Origin of the sequence: Pseudomonas sp. NMI542_15 (assembly GCF_021283425.1) — a bacterium.
Lineage (GTDB): Bacteria > Pseudomonadota > Gammaproteobacteria > Pseudomonadales > Pseudomonadaceae > Aquipseudomonas > Aquipseudomonas fortuita.
Window position 1 is genome coordinate 372,384 of sequence record NZ_JAJSRO010000002.1, and the last position, 17,275, is coordinate 389,658.

The 17,275-nt window shown below is 66.4% G+C and carries 10 protein-coding genes and 2 pseudogenes; 7 read left to right on the forward strand and 5 right to left on the reverse strand.

The window, feature by feature from the left end:
- Window positions 1-4: 4 nt before the first annotated feature.
- The 5 genes and pseudogenes from LU684_RS04950 to LU684_RS04970 form a co-directional block, all read right to left on the reverse strand.
- Window positions 5-1,048 (reverse strand): annotated as a pseudogene (locus LU684_RS04950) (ABC transporter permease); the annotation flags it as partial.
- On the reverse strand, window positions 1,041-2,612 hold the full coding sequence (locus LU684_RS04955) for an ABC transporter substrate-binding protein (protein WP_210668134.1): 1,572 nt from the start codon (window positions 2,610-2,612) through the stop codon (window positions 1,041-1,043). The pseudogene LU684_RS04950 and the gene LU684_RS04955, both read right to left, overlap by 8 nt.
- 10 nt (window positions 2,613-2,622) lie before the next feature.
- A complete protein-coding gene (locus tag LU684_RS04960) occupies window positions 2,623-3,810 on the reverse strand; it encodes an LLM class flavin-dependent oxidoreductase (protein ID WP_016486043.1) in 1,188 nt (395 codons plus the stop codon).
- Between the two features lie 163 nt (window positions 3,811-3,973).
- Window positions 3,974-4,705 (reverse strand): class II aldolase/adducin family protein, encoded by a 732-nt coding sequence (locus LU684_RS04965; protein WP_016486042.1) that lies wholly within the window; start codon window positions 4,703-4,705, stop codon window positions 3,974-3,976.
- Window positions 4,706-4,723: 18 nt separating this feature from the next.
- Window positions 4,724-5,785, reverse strand: coding sequence for an ABC transporter substrate-binding protein (locus LU684_RS04970; protein ID WP_232894221.1), 1,062 nt, complete (start codon window positions 5,783-5,785; stop codon window positions 4,724-4,726).
- A gap of 378 nt (window positions 5,786-6,163) precedes the next feature.
- Between LU684_RS04970 and LU684_RS04975 the strand changes: the two genes are divergently transcribed.
- The 7 genes and pseudogenes from LU684_RS04975 (at window position 6,164) to LU684_RS05005 (ending at window position 17,264) form a co-directional block, all read left to right on the forward strand.
- Window positions 6,164-7,396: an acyl-CoA dehydrogenase family protein gene (locus LU684_RS04975; protein WP_016486040.1), complete on the forward strand. Its 1,233-nt coding sequence runs from the start codon at window positions 6,164-6,166 to the stop codon at window positions 7,394-7,396.
- A 92-nt stretch (window positions 7,397-7,488) separates the two neighbouring features.
- Window positions 7,489-9,264 carry an ABC transporter ATP-binding protein gene (locus LU684_RS04980; protein ID WP_070086543.1) on the forward strand — a complete coding sequence of 592 codons (1,776 nt, stop codon included), beginning with the start codon at window positions 7,489-7,491 and terminating at the stop codon, window positions 9,262-9,264.
- Window positions 9,257-11,107, forward strand: coding sequence for an ABC transporter ATP-binding protein (locus LU684_RS04985; protein ID WP_232894222.1), 1,851 nt, complete (start codon window positions 9,257-9,259; stop codon window positions 11,105-11,107). The genes LU684_RS04980 and LU684_RS04985 overlap by 8 nt, the downstream gene beginning before the upstream one ends.
- 419 nt (window positions 11,108-11,526) lie before the next feature.
- On the forward strand, window positions 11,527-12,675 hold the full coding sequence (locus LU684_RS04990) for an LLM class flavin-dependent oxidoreductase (RefSeq protein WP_016486037.1): 1,149 nt from the start codon (window positions 11,527-11,529) through the stop codon (window positions 12,673-12,675).
- Window positions 12,676-12,694: 19 nt separating this feature from the next.
- Window positions 12,695-13,759 (forward strand): ABC transporter substrate-binding protein, encoded by a 1,065-nt coding sequence (locus LU684_RS04995; RefSeq protein ID WP_232894223.1) that lies wholly within the window; start codon window positions 12,695-12,697, stop codon window positions 13,757-13,759.
- Window positions 13,756-14,814: an ABC transporter substrate-binding protein gene (locus LU684_RS05000; protein WP_016486035.1), complete on the forward strand. Its 1,059-nt coding sequence runs from the start codon at window positions 13,756-13,758 to the stop codon at window positions 14,812-14,814. The genes LU684_RS04995 and LU684_RS05000 overlap by 4 nt, the downstream gene beginning before the upstream one ends.
- 205 nt (window positions 14,815-15,019) lie before the next feature.
- Window positions 15,020-17,264, forward strand: a pseudogene (locus LU684_RS05005) (TonB-dependent receptor).
- Window positions 17,265-17,275: the final 11 nt, after the last annotated feature.

Consider the following 17,275-nt stretch of genomic DNA (forward strand, 5'->3'; position numbering starts at 1 on the left):
TGCTGCGCGCGCGTCGCCACCAGGGCCGAATGCCGCGCCGGATACGGCGGATCATCCGCACCCGGCGCGCCGTGCGCAGCTTGGGGGTGAGCAATACGGTCAGCAGGTCGGCCAGCAGGTTGATCAGCACCACCGCCACGGTGATGACCAGCACCACGCCCTGGATCATCGGCAGGTCGCGCATCTGGATCGCCGCATTCAACGCAGTGCCAATACCGGGGTAGCTGAAAATCACCTCGGCCAGCAATGCACCGCCGACCAGCGTGCGCAGGGTCAGTGCCACGCCCTGGATCGCCGGGGTCAGGGCATTGGGCAAGGTGTGCCGCCAGACGATGCGCCGCTCGGGGACACCCCGCAGGCGCGCGGCGATCACATACTCGGACTCCAGCGCCTCGATCATCGAGGCCCGCACCATGCGCGTGAGGTACGGCAGGGCCGTCAGGCTCAGGGCCAGCACCGGTAGCACCAGTGACGGCCACTGCCGCCACAACGGCAACTGCGGGTCGAGGATCGACACCGCCGGCAGCCAGCCCATGCCCGGCATTGAAAACAGCAACACCAGGCCGATGGCCAGCAGAAAGCCCGGCGTGGCCTTGAGCAGAATCAACGCCGACAGGCCCCAGCGGTCCAGCCGGCTGTCGCGGCGCAGGGCCAGGCTCACCCCCAACAGCAAGGCCACCGGCACCACCAGTGCCAACACCCCGGCCAGCAGGGCAAGGGTGTGGCCCAACCGGCCGAACAGCAGTTGTGCCACCGGCACCTGTGAGTCCAGTGAAATGCCCAGGTCCCCGCGTAATGCTGCGCCTAGCCAGCGCAGGTACTGCACCAGAATCGGCTGGTCGAGGCCCAGTTGCCGTTGCAGGGTGAGGATGCTTTCCAGCGGCGCATCCGGGCCGAGAATCACCCGCGCAGGGTCAGAAGGCAGTGCCTGGGTGGCGATGAACACCACCAGGCTGATCACCCAGGCCGTGAGCAACCCGTAACCGAGGCGGCCGATGAACCAGGCCAGCCAGGCCGGCGTGCGGGGCGTGTGTCGAGGATCAGGCATTGGGGTTCAACCAGAGTTCGTCAAAGCGCCAGGAGGCGAAGGTGGTCTGTTCCGGGGCAAGCCCGCCAACCCTGGACGACGCCGCATCGAGCACGTCGGAAAAGCCCCAGATCAGCAACCCGCCACGTTCGTGCTGGATGGCCTGGGCTTCATGCACCAAGGCCCTGCGCCGCGCCAGGTCGGGCTGGGCCAGGGCTTGCTGGAACAGTTCGGTAAAGCGCGGGTCGTGGAAGTTGCTGCGGTTGTAGATGGCCTGCGGCGCATCGTTGTGCAGCGCCGAGGCGAGAAAGCCGCGCGCCGGGGTCGACCCGGGCGACAGCTGCCATTGCTCACGTTGCGGGCCGTTGAAAACGGACCCGTCCACCTGGTTGACCTTCACCTGCACCCCGGCCTTAAGGGCCTGCTGGGCAAACACCAGCGCGGCGTTGACGCCAGGCCCTGGCGTGGTGGTCAGTGCCACACGCAAATCGTCCTGCCCCGCCTGGCGCAGCAGCGAACGGGCCTGGTCCAGCGCGTAAGGGCGCTGGGCAATGGCGTGGTTGAAGGTGGGGTCGTGAGGCGAATACAAGTCGTTGGCCACCCGGCCAAAGCCATTGAGCCCACGCGCCACCAGCTCCTGACGGTCGGCCAACAGGCGGAATGCCTGGCGCACCCGTACATCCTGGAACGGCGCCTTGGCCAGGTTCAGGTTGAAGCCGGTGAACGAGGTGCTCGGCGAGGCGTACAGCCGCAGCCGTGGGTCGGCCTTGAGCAGTGCACTGTGCTCAGCCTGCACACCACTGGCCACATCGATCTGCCCGGCGCGCAGCGCTGCGGCCCGCGACACCTGGTCCTTGAATTCGATGATTTCCAGCTCGTCCGCGTAGGGGCGATTGGGCTTGTAGTAGTTTTCAAAACGGGTGTAGAGCGAGCGCTGGCCAGGTATGAAGCTTTTCAGCCGGTATGGCCCGGCGCCCACCGGGTTGGTCACCGGGTGGTAGTCGGTGGGCACGATGCCGCCGAAGCTGATCAACGTTTCATCGAGCGGGTAGAAGCTTTGCCCCTGCTTGAAACGTATTTCAATTGTGCGCTCGTCCAGTTTGCGCAGTGCCTGCCGATCGATAGCGCCGACCAGCCCGGCGAAGGGCGAGGCCAGCTGCGGGTCGGTCAGGCGCAGGATCGAGAACAGCATGTCGTCGGCGGTGATGCTTTTGCCGTGGTGAAACTCCAGCCCAGGCTTGAGGCGGATGGTCCATGCGCTGGCGTCGGCATTCGGCTCGGCGAACTCGGCCAGTGCCAGGCGCGTGCTGACGTCGGCGTTCCATTCCCAGCACTTGGCGTACAGCGCCCAGCCCCGGATGATGCCGCCGCCCACCGGCTTGTGCGCATCAAGGTTGCCGGCCTGGTCGCCATCAATAATGCCCACCCGCAAGCGCCCACCGTGCACCGGCGTGCCAGGCAGCGCCGCACTGGCCGCTGAAGACGCGCCGCTGTCGCAGCCACTGAGCAGCCCCCCCAGCAGCAAGCTGCCGCCAACGGCCAGGCTGTTGCCGAGAAACACCCGGCGCGAAAACAGCTCGCTCATTACCTTCTCCTTACGCCGGTTGCGCCACGCCGGGCTTGCTGACTGCGCCCAGGCGCGGCACCTCGAAGCCATGATCCAGGTCAAGCAGCGGGAACAGCAGGTCTGCCACCCGGTGCGCCTCATCGATCAGCGGGAAGCCTGACAGGATGAATGCCGACGTGCCCTGGGCCTCGTATTCACGGATGCGTTCGGCGACCTGTTCGGCGCTACCCACCAGGTACGTGCCGGCTGCCGGGCCGAGGATGTTGAAGCCGAACAGGCTGGGGCCCAGCCAGACGTTGGGGTAGATCTCCAGCTCGCGGGCGGTGGGCAGCCGCCCGGCGCGGAGGCTGTCGAGGTTGCGCTGGATGCGCGGGTCGTCGCTGACGTAGCTGTCGAAGGTTTGCCCCGGCGGCAACTGGCGTTCGATGGCCGCGCGCGCGGTGGCCAGCGAGGTGCGCTGCAACAGGCGCTCGGCATGGGCCCAGGCCTCTTCCTCGGTTTCGCGCACGATCACTTGCAGGCGGGTGCCGTAGGTCAGCTCACGGCCAATCTTCGCCGCCTCGGCCGCTACCCGGCGGAACTTGTCGCCGAGCTTTTGCGGGGTGTCGGCGAAGCTCAGGTACACGTCCAGCAACTGCACCGAATGGGCCACGCCCGGTGCCGACGTGCCGGCGCCCCACAACGGAATGCCGGGCTTTTGCTTCGGTGGGTGCCAACCGCCCAGCGGGTGATGGGCGGCGGCCGGCGAACGGGGTGAAAGCTTGACGTAGCGGCCGTCGTAACCCGCCGTTTCACCGGCGTAGAAACTCTGGAAGGCGCGCCAGTATTCCAGGCTGAAGTCGTAGCGTTCATCGTGCGGGTAGTGCACGCCCAAGGTAGCCAGGCCGGCATCGTTGCCGTTGACCACGTTGAACAGCAGGCGGCCGTTGGAAAACTGGTCGAAGGTGAGCGCCCATTTAGCCAGCACCGCTGGCGACAACTCCCCCGGGTGCTGGGCGACCAGAAAGCGCAGGCGCGTGGTGGCGTCGATCAGTGCTGCCGACACGGCCAGGCTTTCGTTGGGGCTTGAGCCGAGCAGCGAGCCGTAGAAGCCCAGACGGTCAGCGGCGATGGCCAGTTGCTTGAGGTGTTCGAAATCGGTGTGCCAGCGGCCTTCGGGCTCCCAGGGATAGGGGCCGTCGGGGGTGGTGAGGTACCAAAGGATTTTGACTGCCATGGGGCTGGGTCCTTTTCAGATGAGGTGTTTGAGGGCAGGCCTCTGGGGCTGCTGCGCAGCCCTATCGCGACGCAAGGCCGCTCCCACATTGGTCGGCGTACGCGGGCCTTGTGGGAGCGGCCTTGTGTCGCGATAGGGGCGCAAAGCGCCCCCAGCGATCGCATCAGTTACGCCGATCGATGCCAGGCACCAGGCCCAACTCGGTAGCACGGTCGTACAACCCGCTCATCTTCCACTGCTGGGTCAGCACCCCTGGCCCGTAAGGCCGCGACCCGCCCAGGGCATCGGCCAGCAACTGGATCTGCGCCCCCTCCTCCAGCAACAGGATGAACTCCGCCGTGGCCCGCAGCCCCTGCTTGCCCCACACCGTGGAGCCGCCGTTGGCTTCCAGGATGGCCAGGTTGAACGGGTTCTCGGCAATCTTGTCGAGGATGAAGTCCACCTCGGCCTGGCGCCGGTCGATGTACACCGGCAGCTCGCGGGCCAGCTGATAGCGCTGCACCGGCACGTAGTGGAACGGCAAGGTGCGGTGGGTTTGCGCCCAGGCACCGAGGTACGGGCTGTGCACGTGCGACACGGTGGTGACGTCGGCGTGGGTCTGGAACAGCTTGGTGTAACGCCCCAAACCGCCTTTACCTTTGCCGACGATGACGTTGCCCGCAAAATCGGTGACGGTGGCCTGCAGCGGCTTGCGATGGTTCCACGGCCCGCCGTAATTCACCGACACCAGCAGCTCTTCACCCGGCACACGTTCGATGAAGCCAACCGTGCCATTGGCGGTAATGGTGTTGGTTTCGCGAAAGACGCTGAAGGCCGCTTCGGCGTCGGCCACTACCTGGTCGATAAAGGCTTGCAGTTCGGCAGTGACAGGGCGTTCGTTGATCAGTACGGTCATGTTCAATCTCCAGTCAGGTCAGGCGCGGCGTTGGGCCAGCAGTTCATGGGCAGCTTGCAGAGGCCGCGGGTCGACCCAGTCGGCAATGGCGAAATCGGCTTCGAGGAAACCGTGCAGGTACAGAAAGTCCTTTTGGGTGCCGAGGAAGGCCAGGCGCTGTGCGGACAGGTCCGGCGCCAGCGTGGTGTGGAAGTCACCGCGGTAGGCCTCGGCCACACCCTGGCTGCCCGCGCGGGTTTCTTCTTCGAGAATGCGGTTGAGCGCGTCGCGGTTGCCGGCTGCCCACTCGGCGGCACGCAAGGTCTGGGCAAGGAAGCGCACCACCAGGTCGAAATGGTTGTCGAGCAGGCGTTGATGCACGGTGATCGGCCGTGGCGTGCCGTTGTTGATGCGGTGGCGCGGGTCGGGCAGCAGGTCGAGGTCGACGCCCACCACCAGGCCCAACCGGCGTGCGGCATCGGCTGCTGCCGCGCCCTTCACGTACACGGCATCGACTTCACCGCGCGCCAGGTATTCCAGCCCCGACCACAGCCGCTGCAAGCCCAACGCCGGGGTGGCGGCACTGGCCTGGTCGAGCAGGGCCACTTCCACCAGTTGCACGTCATCCAGGTGCAGGCCCGCCGAGGCCAGGGCGCCTTTGTAACCCTGAAGGCTCATGGCCCGGGCAATGCTGCCAGGCCGACTATCGCCCCAGGCCGGCAGCGCCAGGCGTTTGCCGCGCAAGTCGGCGGCGCTGCGGATGCCGGAGTCCGGGCGGACCAGGATGGTTTGCCATTCCTCGATCCAGGTCAGGCCGATCAACCGACTGGGGGAGCCGGCCGCACGTGCCGCCAGCGCCGGCACGTTGCCGCCTTCGCGAAACAACCCGGGCAGTTGGTGATCGTAGTGGTGATGGCCTAGCTGGCGGGCCTCCTGCAGGGTCGAGACGGGCAAGCCATCGGCAGCAAACTCTTGCTCAAGCCAGCCAAGCTTGTAGGCCAGGCCTGAGGCGGTGGGCACAGGGCAGCGGGTGAACCAGATGCGTTCCAGGGCGGATGGGTCGTCTGCCAGGCGTTTTGCTGTGGGGGTTGCGAGGGTCATGGGGTGGCTCCTTGGGCGTCGTGCAAGCACCATTGCAGCGTGCGTGCCAACCGCTGGAGGCCTTGATTTCCGTAGGATTGGCTGTTGTGTCGGAGGGCTGGGTGCTTGGCTGGGAGCAGGATTGCGGGCGGAGTGCTGCCAGATCAGCAACATGACTGCTGCTGAGGCAGCAAAGGCCGCTGGAAGCCACACAGGATGTGGCCTGAGGAGGGGTGGCAAAGATATTGCTCTAGGGCTTGGTACCGCGGTGTGGCCATTCGCGGGCATGCCCGCTCTCACAAGGGCCAGCACAACCCCCAAGGGCAGTGCTGCCTCTGTGGGAGCGGGCAAGCCCGCGAAACAGGCGCACTGGCCCTTCTGACAATTCGAGACCCCACCATGAGTGCCATAGAACCTTCCCCTGCCCGCCGCCTCACCAGCGAAACGGAAGCCATCGAAACCGCCCGCCAGGTCGCCGCGCACATCGCCGAACTGGCCGCCGACCCGCGCAACAACGGCCAGCTCCCCCACCGCCAGGCCGAGCTGTTGTCCAGCAGCGGCCTGACCGCCATCGCGGTGCCCGCCCAGTTCGGCGGCCTCGGTGCCTCGGTGCAGACTGTGGTGGAAACCGTGCGCCTGGTCTCCACCGCCGACGGCGGTGTCGGCCAGCTGCTGCAAATTCACAATGTGATGCTGCGCGGCATCTTTACCGGCTACCCCGACGAAATACGCGACCGGCTGATTGCCGACGTACTCGCTGGCAAGCGCTTTGGCAACGCCCTGGCCGAAGTCGGCGGCAAGAACAAGTTCGCCCTCAAGACCCGCGTCGAGCGCCGCGCCGATGGCCAGTGGGTGCTCAACGGCAGCAAGTTCTACTCGACAGGCTCCTACCTGGCCGAGTGGATCTCGCTGACCGCCGCCAGCGAAGACGGCGGCGTCGGCGTGCTGCTGCACCGCGACACTCCGGGGCTGACCCTGATCGATGACTGGCAAGCCTTTGGCCAGCAGAACTCGGTGAGCGGTACGGTGAATTTCGACAACATCGTGCTCGATGAGCGCTACCTGACCCGCCGCAACGGGCCGATGAAACGCACTGGCCTGACCTTCCCGCAGATCCTCCACGCCGCCATCGACACCGGCATCGCCGCTGGCGCCTTGCAGGCGGCTGTCGAGTACTTGCGCGAGCATGCCCGGGCCTGGGTGGAGAGCGGCGTGGAGCGCGCCAGTGACGAGCCGCATGTCATTCGCCAGGTCGGTGAGTACGCCGTGGCGCTGCGCGGCGCTGAGTCGGTGCTGCGCGAGGCGGCGCGGGTGTTCGACGAACACGAGCGCGACCCGGAGAACAAGGCGTTGCAGGATGAGCTGATCCTGTCGGTCGCTACCGCCCGTGCGCATTCCGATGCTGCATCGCTGAAGATTTCCAGCGACTTGTTCTCGTTGCTGGGGGCCAGCGCTTCGCTGAGTAAGTGGAACCTCGACCGCTTCTGGCGCAATGCCCGGGTGCACACCACCCACGACCCGATCCGCTGGCGGCTGCACAACGTGGGCAACTACTACCTGAACGGGGCAGACCCGGGGGAGTACACGGCGGTGCTTAATGCCAAGGAGAGCCAGGGCGCTACCCGCCGTTGAACCCAGCTGGAGCCGGGGGGGCGCGTCGCGCCCCATTCGCGGCACAAGGCCGCTCCTGCAAGGGCGGTGTCGCATTCTGATCGAGCATCTACATGAACCACCCGCTTCTTCGGGCATTGGCCATCTACCGCGAAATGCCTTGGCGCTTTGCTCTGGTCACTGCCTTGTACATCGCCGGCAACCTCGGCCTGGCCTGGCAGCAGTGGCTGATCGGCCATGCGGTCGATGATGTCAGCGCCGGCCGCGCCGTGCTGCGCCTGGCCGACGGCAGCCTGGACGCCAGCGTGGCCTGGCACTGGTTGTGGCTGCTGCTGGCCATCGCCCTGGGCCGCGGCCTGCTGCAATACGCCGCCGCCGTGCTGTCGCTGGTGCTCAGCCAGGCCCTGCTCACGCGCCTGCGTGAACGCATCCTCAGCCAGGTGCAGCGCCTGCACCTGGGCTATCACTGGCACCACGGCATGGGCGAACTGGTCACCCGCACCACCCGCGATGCCGACAAAGTGCGCGACGCACTGATCACCTTCTGGCGGCAGATCATCGAAACCCCGCTGGTGGTGCTCGTCGCGGTGGGCCTGTTGAGCTGGTACGACCCGCTGCTGGGGCTGGTGCCACTGCTGCTGACCGGCGCCGGGTTATGGCTGTTCGTGGTGCAGACCGATCGCCTGGTCACGCTTGACCGCGCCGTGGGCGCTGCCTATGACCAGGTCAGCCAGGACTTGGCAGAAGGCATCGGTGGGGTGCGGGTGATCAAGGCCTTTGGCCTGGAGCAGCAGCGCATTGCCCGCTTCGCCCGGCAGGTCGAGGTGTTCACCGACCATGCCCGCGCCGCCCTGGCCTACGCCAGTTCACGCATTCCGCTACCGCAGGCGGTGGTGGCGCTGGGGCATGTGTGGATCCTGGTATACGGCGCCCATCGCGTGGCGGCTGGCGCGCTGGGCATCGGCGAGCTGGTCACTTCGCTGCTGGTGGCCACCACGCTGGTGTTCCGCATCGAAGGCATAGGCCGAGTAATGCAGACCTTCGCCGATGCCCGCGCCAGCGCCGAACGCATCTGGCAACTGCTGGACGAACGCCCGGCCATTGTCGGCGGCCATGCCACCCTGCCTGCGGGGCCGTTGGGGCTGAAGCTTGACCAGGTGCAGGTCAGTGCGGCAGAGGCTGGCCGGCCTGTTCTGCAGGGCTGCTCGCTAACCCTGCTGCCCGGTGAAGTGGTGGCGTTGGTCGGCGCCACCGGCACCGGCAAAAGCCTGCTGGCCAGCCTGCTGCCACGTTTGGCCGATGCACAGCACGGCAGCGTGCAGGTCGGTAGCGACACTGCCGGTTGGTACAACGTACGCGACCTCGACCTTGCCGACCTGCGCCGCCGCGTGCACGTGCTGGCGCAGGAAAGCTTTCTGTTCTCCGACAGCCTGGCCGCCAACCTGCGCATGGCCGCACCACAGGCCAGCGACGCCCGGTTGCGTGAAGCCTTGCGCCTGGCCGCCGCCGAGGACGTGCTGGAGCGCCTGCCCCACGGCCTCGACACCCCGCTAGGCGACCGCGGTGTGACCCTGTCCGGCGGCCAGCGCCAGCGCCTGTGCCTGGCCCGGGCGCTGCTCGGTGCACCCGACATCCTCTGCCTGGACGACGCCACCAGCGCCCTGGATGCCCTGGGCGAACGCCAGGTGCTGCACAACATCCGCCGCCTGCACAGCGCCAGCGGCCAAGGCCCGACCTTGCTGCTGATCACCAGTCGCCTCTCCACCCTGCTGCTGGCCGACCGCGTGCTGATGCTGGAAAACGGCCGCATCACTGCCAATGGCAGCCATGCCGAACTGTGCACGAACAACGCCCATTATCGCGACTTGCTGGGGATCGACCATGACTGATGCGCAGCACACCCCCGCCAGCGATATCGACATCGAGCAGCGCTTGGCCCGCCAGGCGCTGGACCGAGGCATGTTCCACCGCTTGCTGCCGCTGTTGCAGCCCATTCGCGGGCAGATCCTTGCCGTGATCGGCATCGAGCTGCTGCTGGTGTTCACCGTGTTCCTGCGCCCGTGGTTCGTGCGGGAACTGCTGGACAAGGGCCTGGTGCCCAGCGCCGACCACTGGCTGCTCGACGAGCGCCTGGTACTGTGGTTGGGCCTGGGGCTGGCCGCGAGCTGGCTGGGGCGCTTTCTGCTGGCCGGGGTATCGCAGTTCATCGCCGGGCGCGCGGCGATCGGCGTGCTCAATGCCCTGCGGGTGAAAGTGTTCGCCCATGTGCAGGCGCTGTCGGTGAGCTACTTCGACCAGACCCGTGCCGGGCGCATCATTTCCCGTGCCGACCGGGACGTGGATGCGCTGGAGCCGTTGCTCGTGCAAGGCCCGCCCGAGCTACTCGGCGCCCTGCTGCGTTGCGGCCTGGCAGCGGTAATGCTGTGGCGTATCGAGCCCAGCTTCTTTTACAGCCTGGCGGCCACAGTGCCGTTGCTGGCCGTGGCCACTTGGCGCTTCAAGCGCGTGTCGCAACGCAACTGGGCCAAGGTGGCCGAGCAGCGCAGCCGCTTCACCGCGCACTTGGTGGAAAGTGTGAGCGGGGTGCGGCTGATCCAGCAATGCGGGCAAGCGCAGACCAACCAGGCACGCTACCGGCGCCTGCTGGAGGACTTCAACCAGGCGCTGATCCGCGGCAGCCTGCGCGCCGGCTGGTTCGCGCCGTTTACCGCGTTGCTCAGCACCGCCGGCATGGCCGTGCTGTTGCTGGTCGGTGCCCATGGCCTGGCCGAGGGCAAGGTCAGCGTGGGGCAGGTGGCCGAGAGCCTGTTCTACGTGTTCCTGTTCCTTGGCCCGCTGCAAGAGCTGTCAGACCTGTTCGAGCGCTACGCCACCGGCAGCGCTTCAGCCCAGCGCATCTTCCTGCTGCTCGACACCCGCCCGCAAGTGCTCGACCCGCCCGCGCCACACGCCCTGACCCGGGCGCGCGGCCAAGTGGACTTCGACGCGGTCGGCTTTGCCTATACCCCTAACAGCTCGCGCCCGGTGATCGACGGGCTCGACCTGCACATCCGCGCCGGTGAAGTGCTGGCCATCGTCGGCCCCTCCGGGCATGGCAAGAGCACCCTGGTGCAGTTGCTGACGCGTTTCTACGAAGTGCAGCACGGCGCCGTGAAGCTGGACGGCATCGACCTGCGTGCGCTGGCCCAGCATGACTTGCGGCGCAACGTGGGCGTGGTGCTGCAGGACAACGTGCTGTTCAGCGGCAGCATCCTCGACAACCTGCGCCTGGCCGCGCCCGACGCAGACGATGCGCGGTTGGTGGCCGCCGCCCGTGAGCTGGGTGCCGACGAGGTGCTGGAACGTCTGCCGCAGCGCTACCACACCGAAGTCGGCCCGCTGGGCGCGCACCTGAGCCATGGCCAGCGGCAGCTGGTGTGCCTGGTGCGGGCTTACCTGGCCGACCCGGCGGTGCTGGTGCTGGACGAAGCCACCTCGGCGGTGGACGTGCACACCGAGCGGCGTATCCAGCGCGCGCTGCGCAGGCTGTGCCAGGGGCGCACTGCAATCATCATCGCCCACCGCCTGGCGACCATTCGCGATGCCGACCGGATTGCCGTGGTGAAGCATGGTCGGGTGGTGGAACAAGGGGCGCATGCCGATCTGATCGGGCGTAGTGGCGCGTATGCGGCGCTGTACCAAGCGTATCTGCGCAGCGCCGGGGAGGTTGCAACCGAGCAAATCGGGGTCTGACTCGTCGGCCTCTTCGCGGGGCAAGCCCGCTCCCACAGGTATGGCGCCGGACTGACTGACAGCGCCGAACCTGTGGGAGCACCTCTTCGCGGGGCAAGCCCGCTCCCACAGGTATGGCGCCGGACTGACTGACAGCGCCGAACCTGTGGGAGCGCCTCTTCGCGGGGCAAGCCCGCTCCCATAGGTATGGCGCCGGACTGACTGACAGCGCCGAACCTGTGGGAGCGGGCTTGCCCCGCGAAGAGGCCGGACCTGTTCATGCTGCTACCCCAGCATCCGTTGCTGCCGCACTGCTGCCACAGCAGCACCCCTCCCCCCCTCTACGCCTCAAACCCCCGCCCCACAGGCCATGCGCCGCGCATGGCACAGCCGTTGCACCACCCTCCTCATCCGCACAACCGCCCCCTTCAGGAGCCCCCATGACCACCGAATTCTTCTGGCGCCTGCCCTTGGGCACCGATGGCCCGCAGCTGTCCACCGACCGCCACAACCGCGGCAACCCCGCGCACCGCCCCGGCAATATCGCCCCCGGTCGCCTGCCCGATGGCCAGGCTGACGGTTTCAGCTACATCGACTACATCGCCCAGGTGGCCAAGGCCGCCGAGCTGGCCGGGTTCGAAGGCGCCTTGCTACCCACCGGCCCGGAGCCGTGGATAGCCGCCGCCGCGCTGGCCCGCGAAACCCGGCGCATCCGCTTCCTGATCGCCTTTCAGGCCACCTGGACCCTGCCCGCCTATGCCGCTCAGCAGGCGGCAATTCTGCAAAACCTTAGCGGGGGCCGGCTGGACTGGAACATCATCACCGGCGGTAACCCGGCCAGCCAAAGGGCCAATGGCGACTTCCTGGAGCATGACCTGCGCTACAAGCGCACCGGCGAATTCCTCGACGTGATCCAGGGCCTTTGGACACAGGAAAAGTTCTCCTACGAAGGCGATATCTACCGCCTGGAAAACGGCAGCCTGCCGCCGGGCCTGCAACACGAACGCAAACCGGGCGTGTACTTCTCCGGCTTTTCCGATGCCGCACTGGACGTGGCCGCGCGCCATGCCGATGTGTACCTGAACTGGGCCGAGCCCATCGACAAGCTCAAGCCGCATATCGAACGCGTGCGTGAACTGGCCGATAAACAGGGCCGCACGGTGCGTTTCGGCCTGCGTGTCGACCTGTTCGCCCGCGAGACCGAAGAACAAGCCTGGCGCGAACTGCGCCAGCAGTTCGAGCGCCTGGAAGGCAAGGCCAGCGCCAGCGCCAAGGGCTTCGTGACCGGCTCGGACTCTGTCGGCGGTGCACGCCAGGCCGCCTATCACCAAGGCTTGCAGGGCTTCGATGAACTGATCCTGGCGCGCAACCTGTGGGCCGGCTTCGCCAAGGCCAAGCCCGGCCCCACCGTGGGCCTGGTGGGCAGCCATCAGAACATCGCCGAACGCCTGGCTGAATACCGCGATGCCGGTTTCAGCACCTTCATCCTCGCCGCCAACCCGCACCTGGAAGAGGCCTTGCGCATCGGCCAGGAAGTGTTGCCGCTGGTGCAGCAGGCTGCCACCACACCGTTGCAGGCCAGTGCCTGAACCCCAACCGGAGCTGAACATGAGCCAACCCCTCGATACCTTGTGGTACACCCGCTGTCCGGTGCCCACCGGCCTGGGCATTGCCGTGCAGCAAGGCTGGCTGCAGGAAGACCTGGCCGGCCTCGGCACCCAGGTGCAGTCCCTGCGCGAAGCCGACCAGCAGGCAGTGCGCGAATCGCACTTTGACCACAGCCTGCTCAATTCGGTACGCCACGGCGGCAGCATCCCGGCTATCTGGGCCCGCGCCCAGGGCCGCGACACCCGGGTCATCGGCCTGTCGTGGGCCGATGAGGCGCAGTTGATCCTGACCCGCCCAGACAGCGGCATCCACACCGTAAAAGACCTCAAAGGCCGCCGCTTCGGCCTGCCCGACTGGGCCGCCGCACAGATCGACTTCACCCGTGCCCAGGCCCTGCGCGGGCTGGAAAACGCCCTCAAGCTCGCAGGCTTGCAAGTGGGCGACGTGGACTTGGTCAACTACCGCTACGACGGTACCTTCAGCGACCGCCCGGTACGCAGCGTGGCCGGCACGCCGGTGTCCAGCACCCAGAGCGAAGGCCGCAACCTGGAGCTGACCGGCCTGCTGCGCGGCGAGGTCGACGCGATTTTCCTCAAGGGCGCCAGCGCCGTACAACTGGCCCACGCCTTCGCCCTGCACACGGTGATCGACACCGGCAGCCACCTCGACCCGCTGATCCGCAGCAACAACGGCACGCCACGCACCCTGGCGGTGGACAGCCACCTGCTGGCGCAGCACCCGCAGGTGGTGCGCACCCTGCTCGGTTCGGTGCTGCGCGCCGAACGCTGGGCCCACCAGCACCCCGACGAAACCCGCCGCTATCTGGCGCGGGAAACCAACAGCAGCGAGTACTGGGTGCAAGTGGCTTACGGCACCGACGCCCACCTGCGCCTGAGCACGCGCCTGGACGAACAGGCCATTAATGCCTTGCAGGACTTTGTCGAGTTCCTCAAGCGCTGGCGCTTCATCCCGGCGCGCTTCGAGGTGCGCGACTGGATCACTCGCCAACCACTGGACCAACTGCTGGCCCCCCTCCACATGGACAGGAAACCCGTTACCCCATGACCAAGCCCCTGGAAACGCTCTGGTACACCCACAGCCCCGTGCCCACCGGCCTCGGCATCGCCGTACAATCGGGGCGGCTGGCCGAGGCCTTCACGCCGTTTGGCACCAATATCCAGTCGCTGCGCGAGTCCAGCGAACGCGAGGTGCGCGAAGCCCACTACGACCATCATCTGCAAAACTCGGTGCGCCACGGCGGTAACATCCCGGCGATCTGGGCCTACGCCAGCGGCGTCGAGACCCGCGTGCTGGGGCTGTCATGGAGTGATGAGGTGCAGTTGATCCTCACCACCGAAGAAAGCGGCGTACGCAGCATTCGCGACCTGAAGAACCGCCGTTTCGGCATACCCAAGTGGGCCAACGTACAGATCGACTTCACCCGCGCCCAGGCCCTGCGCGGGCTGGAAAACGCCCTGAAGCTCGAAGGCCTGGCGGTGGCCGATGTGGAACTGGTCGACTACCCCTACGGCGGCACCTACAGCGACGATGCCAAGCAGCACCTGTACGGTGCTGAAGTGAGCCTGGACACCAGCCGCTTCAGCCGCCGCAACAATGAGCTGATCGGCCTGCTGCGTGGCGACATCGACGCGATCTTCCTCAAAGGTGCGCATGCGGTGCACCTGGCCCACGAGTTCGGCCTGCGCGTGGTGGTCGACACCGGCAGCCATCCGGACCCGCTGATCCGCAGCAACAACGGCACCCCGCGCACACTGACCGTGGACAGGCACTTGCTGGAAAACCACTTCGATGCCAGCCGTACGCTGGTCGACACGGTGCTGCGCACCGAGCAATGGGCCTGGGCTAACCCGGAAGAGACCCGGCGCTTTCTGGCGCGCGAGCTGAACACCAGCGAGTACTGGGTGGCGGCGGCCTATGGCGATGATGCGCATCGGCGCCTGCGTACTACCCTGGACAGCCGCTCGATCGAGGCGCTGCAGGACTTTACCGAGTTCCTGTTCAGGTGGGGGTTCATACCGCGGCGTTTCGATGTGCGCGAGTGGATTGATTTTCGTGTGCTGGAGAGTGTGATCGGGTCGACTTCGCGGTTGGCGGTTTGAGATTGTTGGGGCCGCTTTGCGGCCCCAACAATCTCAGCCCCGCCACTGCTGCCCCAGCAGCACCCGGCCAGCACCCCACTGCTGCCCCACCTGCAACACCCGCTCAAAAACCAAATAAAAACCCTATATTTCAATAGCTTAACAATATGGCACAGTCCCTGCTCTAGCTCTCCCCAACAACGCTTTACATACGGGGAGATCCACCATGCACCAGCTCAATCCACTGGCCCGCCAGATCAGCCTGGCGCTGCTGCTGGCCGGCACCGGCAGCCAGGCCATCGCCGCCAACGAAGACACTAAAAACGAACCGGCCCTGGAAACCGTCACCGTCACCGCCCAGCACCGCGAACAGACCTTGCAGGAAGTACCGGTGGCCGTATCAGCCATCAAAGGCACCAGCATTACCGCCGATGGGGTGCGCTCGATGGGCGACATCACCACCTTCGTGCCCAACGCCTCGGCCAAGAACCCCGACGGCGACGGCCGCCCACGTTGGTATATCCGCGGCCTGGGCACCGGCGACACCGGCGCGGCAACGGTCTTCCCGGTGGGCATCTACGCCGATGACGTCTACCTCAACGCCCCCATCGCTGGCGGCGGGCCGCTGTTTGACCTGGAGCGCATCGAAATCCTGCGTGGGCCACAAGGCACCCTGTATGGCAAGAACACCACTGCCGGTGCAGTGAATGTGATTTCCAGGAAACCCACCTTCGACACCGACGGTTACGGCACCGTAGGCTTTGGCAGCAAGAACGAACGCATCGTTACCGGTGCCATCGGCGGCGCGTTGGTGGACGAAAAACTGGCCGGGCGAGTGGCGCTGTATTCCGAGGAGCGTGACGGCTTCCAGAACAACGACTTCGACGGCAACACCTATGGCGATGTGAACAAGAAAGCCATCCGCCTGCAGTTCCTGGCCCAGCTCAACCCCGACCTGGACGCCCTGCTCAAGGTGCACAGCCGCCAGTTCAAGGGCGACGGCAGCAATGGTTCGCTGCCCGTGGGCCGCTACTACAACGTCGGCTACGAACGCCCGCATGGCCGCGACATCTCGCTGAACGTCAACGAAGACTACCGCCTGGACCACGATGGCGCCTCGCTGACGTTCAACTACTACCTGGGCGACTACACGCTGACCTCGATCAGCGCCTACGACTACATCCGCAACCGCTCCACCAGCGACGCCGACTACACCCCCTACGAGGTCAACGGCGCGTCGATCACCGATAACAGCTATCGCCAATGGTCGCAGGAGCTGCGCCTGGCCTCGCCGGAAGACCGCCCGCTGCACTGGCTGCTGGGTGCGCACTACTTCCACGAAGACCTCGACAGCGCGGCACAGCGGGTGGTAACCCCCCGGGCCGACGCCAAACGGTACCGGCTCGAACCAGGTGGGCACCACGGCGTTGCGCGATATGGGCTTCGATCACCGCACCGACAGCTACGCGCTGTTCGGCAACCTGACCTACGACTTCACCGATGACTTCAGCGTCACGGGCGGCCTGCGCTGGACCCAGGAGAAAAAGGACATCGACCTGGACCTGGTGCAGCTGACCCGCGCCACCGCCAACGGCCCGCTGATCCCGCTGGCGGGCGTGGGCACCAACGGCAATCGCCAGGAAGACAAGACCTGGGAAGCCTGGACCTACGACCTGACGCCCGAGTACCGCATCAATGACAACCTGCGGGTGTTCTTCCGCTACGCCCACGGCTTCCGCTCAGGCGGCTTCAACACCGGGCTGTCGACCAGCCTGGCGCAGCTGACCACGGTCGACCCGGAAGAGCTGGATGCCTACGAGCTGGGGCTGAAGTCGGAGTGGTTCGACCGCCGCCTGACCGTCAACGCCAACCTCTTCTACTACGACTACTCCGACATCCAGGTGAACCTGCTGACGGTGAACAACGGCGTGCTCACCACCGCGCTGACCAACGGCGCCAAGGGCAAGGTCAAGGGTGCGGAGCTGGAGATCGAAGGCCAGCCGACCGAGCGCCTGCACCTGCGCGCGGCGGTGTCGTTCCTCGACACCGAATACACCGACTTCAAGAACACCAACCCGACCACTGGCGCGGTCACCGGCGACTACAGCGGCAACAGCTTCGTGCGTTCGCCGCGCAACGTGGTGTCGCTTGGCGCCGACTACACCATTCCATTGGAAGTGGGCGGCAAACTGGTGGCAGGGGGCGACGTGAGCTTCCGTGACAAGGAGTACTTCCTGGCCGACCGCCAGAGCAGCGCCGACGAAACCCTCAGCCAGCCGCACTACACGTTGGCCAACGCCCGCCTGAGCTGGTTCAGCCACGACGACAAGCTGAGCGTGACCGGTTTCGTCAACAACCTCACCGACCGCCGCTACCAGGTGCACGGCCGGCCCAACGGCACTGCCGGGCAGTACGTGATCACCTACGGCGACCCGCGCACCGTCGGGCTCAGCGTTACCAGCCGGTTCTAGGTTGCCCTTTC

What these genes read in the sequence shown, in the direction of transcription:
- LU684_RS04955 (WP_210668134.1), bottom strand. Translation starts at nt 2,612, where the DNA reads ATGAGCGAGCTGTTTTCGCGCCGGGTGTTTCTCGGCAACAGCCTGGCC.
- LU684_RS04960 (WP_016486043.1), bottom strand. Translation starts at nt 3,810, where the DNA reads ATGGCAGTCAAAATCCTTTGGTACCTCACCACCCCCGACGGCCCCTAT.
- LU684_RS04965 (WP_016486042.1), bottom strand. Translation starts at nt 4,705, where the DNA reads ATGACCGTACTGATCAACGAACGCCCTGTCACTGCCGAACTGCAAGCC.
- LU684_RS04970 (WP_232894221.1), bottom strand. Translation starts at nt 5,785, where the DNA reads ATGACCCTCGCAACCCCCACAGCAAAACGCCTGGCAGACGACCCATCC.
- LU684_RS04975 (WP_016486040.1), top strand. Translation starts at nt 6,164, where the DNA reads ATGAGTGCCATAGAACCTTCCCCTGCCCGCCGCCTCACCAGCGAAACG.
- LU684_RS04980 (WP_070086543.1), top strand. Translation starts at nt 7,489, where the DNA reads ATGAACCACCCGCTTCTTCGGGCATTGGCCATCTACCGCGAAATGCCT.
- LU684_RS04985 (WP_232894222.1), top strand. Translation starts at nt 9,257, where the DNA reads ATGACTGATGCGCAGCACACCCCCGCCAGCGATATCGACATCGAGCAG.
- LU684_RS04990 (WP_016486037.1), top strand. Translation starts at nt 11,527, where the DNA reads ATGACCACCGAATTCTTCTGGCGCCTGCCCTTGGGCACCGATGGCCCG.
- LU684_RS04995 (WP_232894223.1), top strand. Translation starts at nt 12,695, where the DNA reads ATGAGCCAACCCCTCGATACCTTGTGGTACACCCGCTGTCCGGTGCCC.
- LU684_RS05000 (WP_016486035.1), top strand. Translation starts at nt 13,756, where the DNA reads ATGACCAAGCCCCTGGAAACGCTCTGGTACACCCACAGCCCCGTGCCC.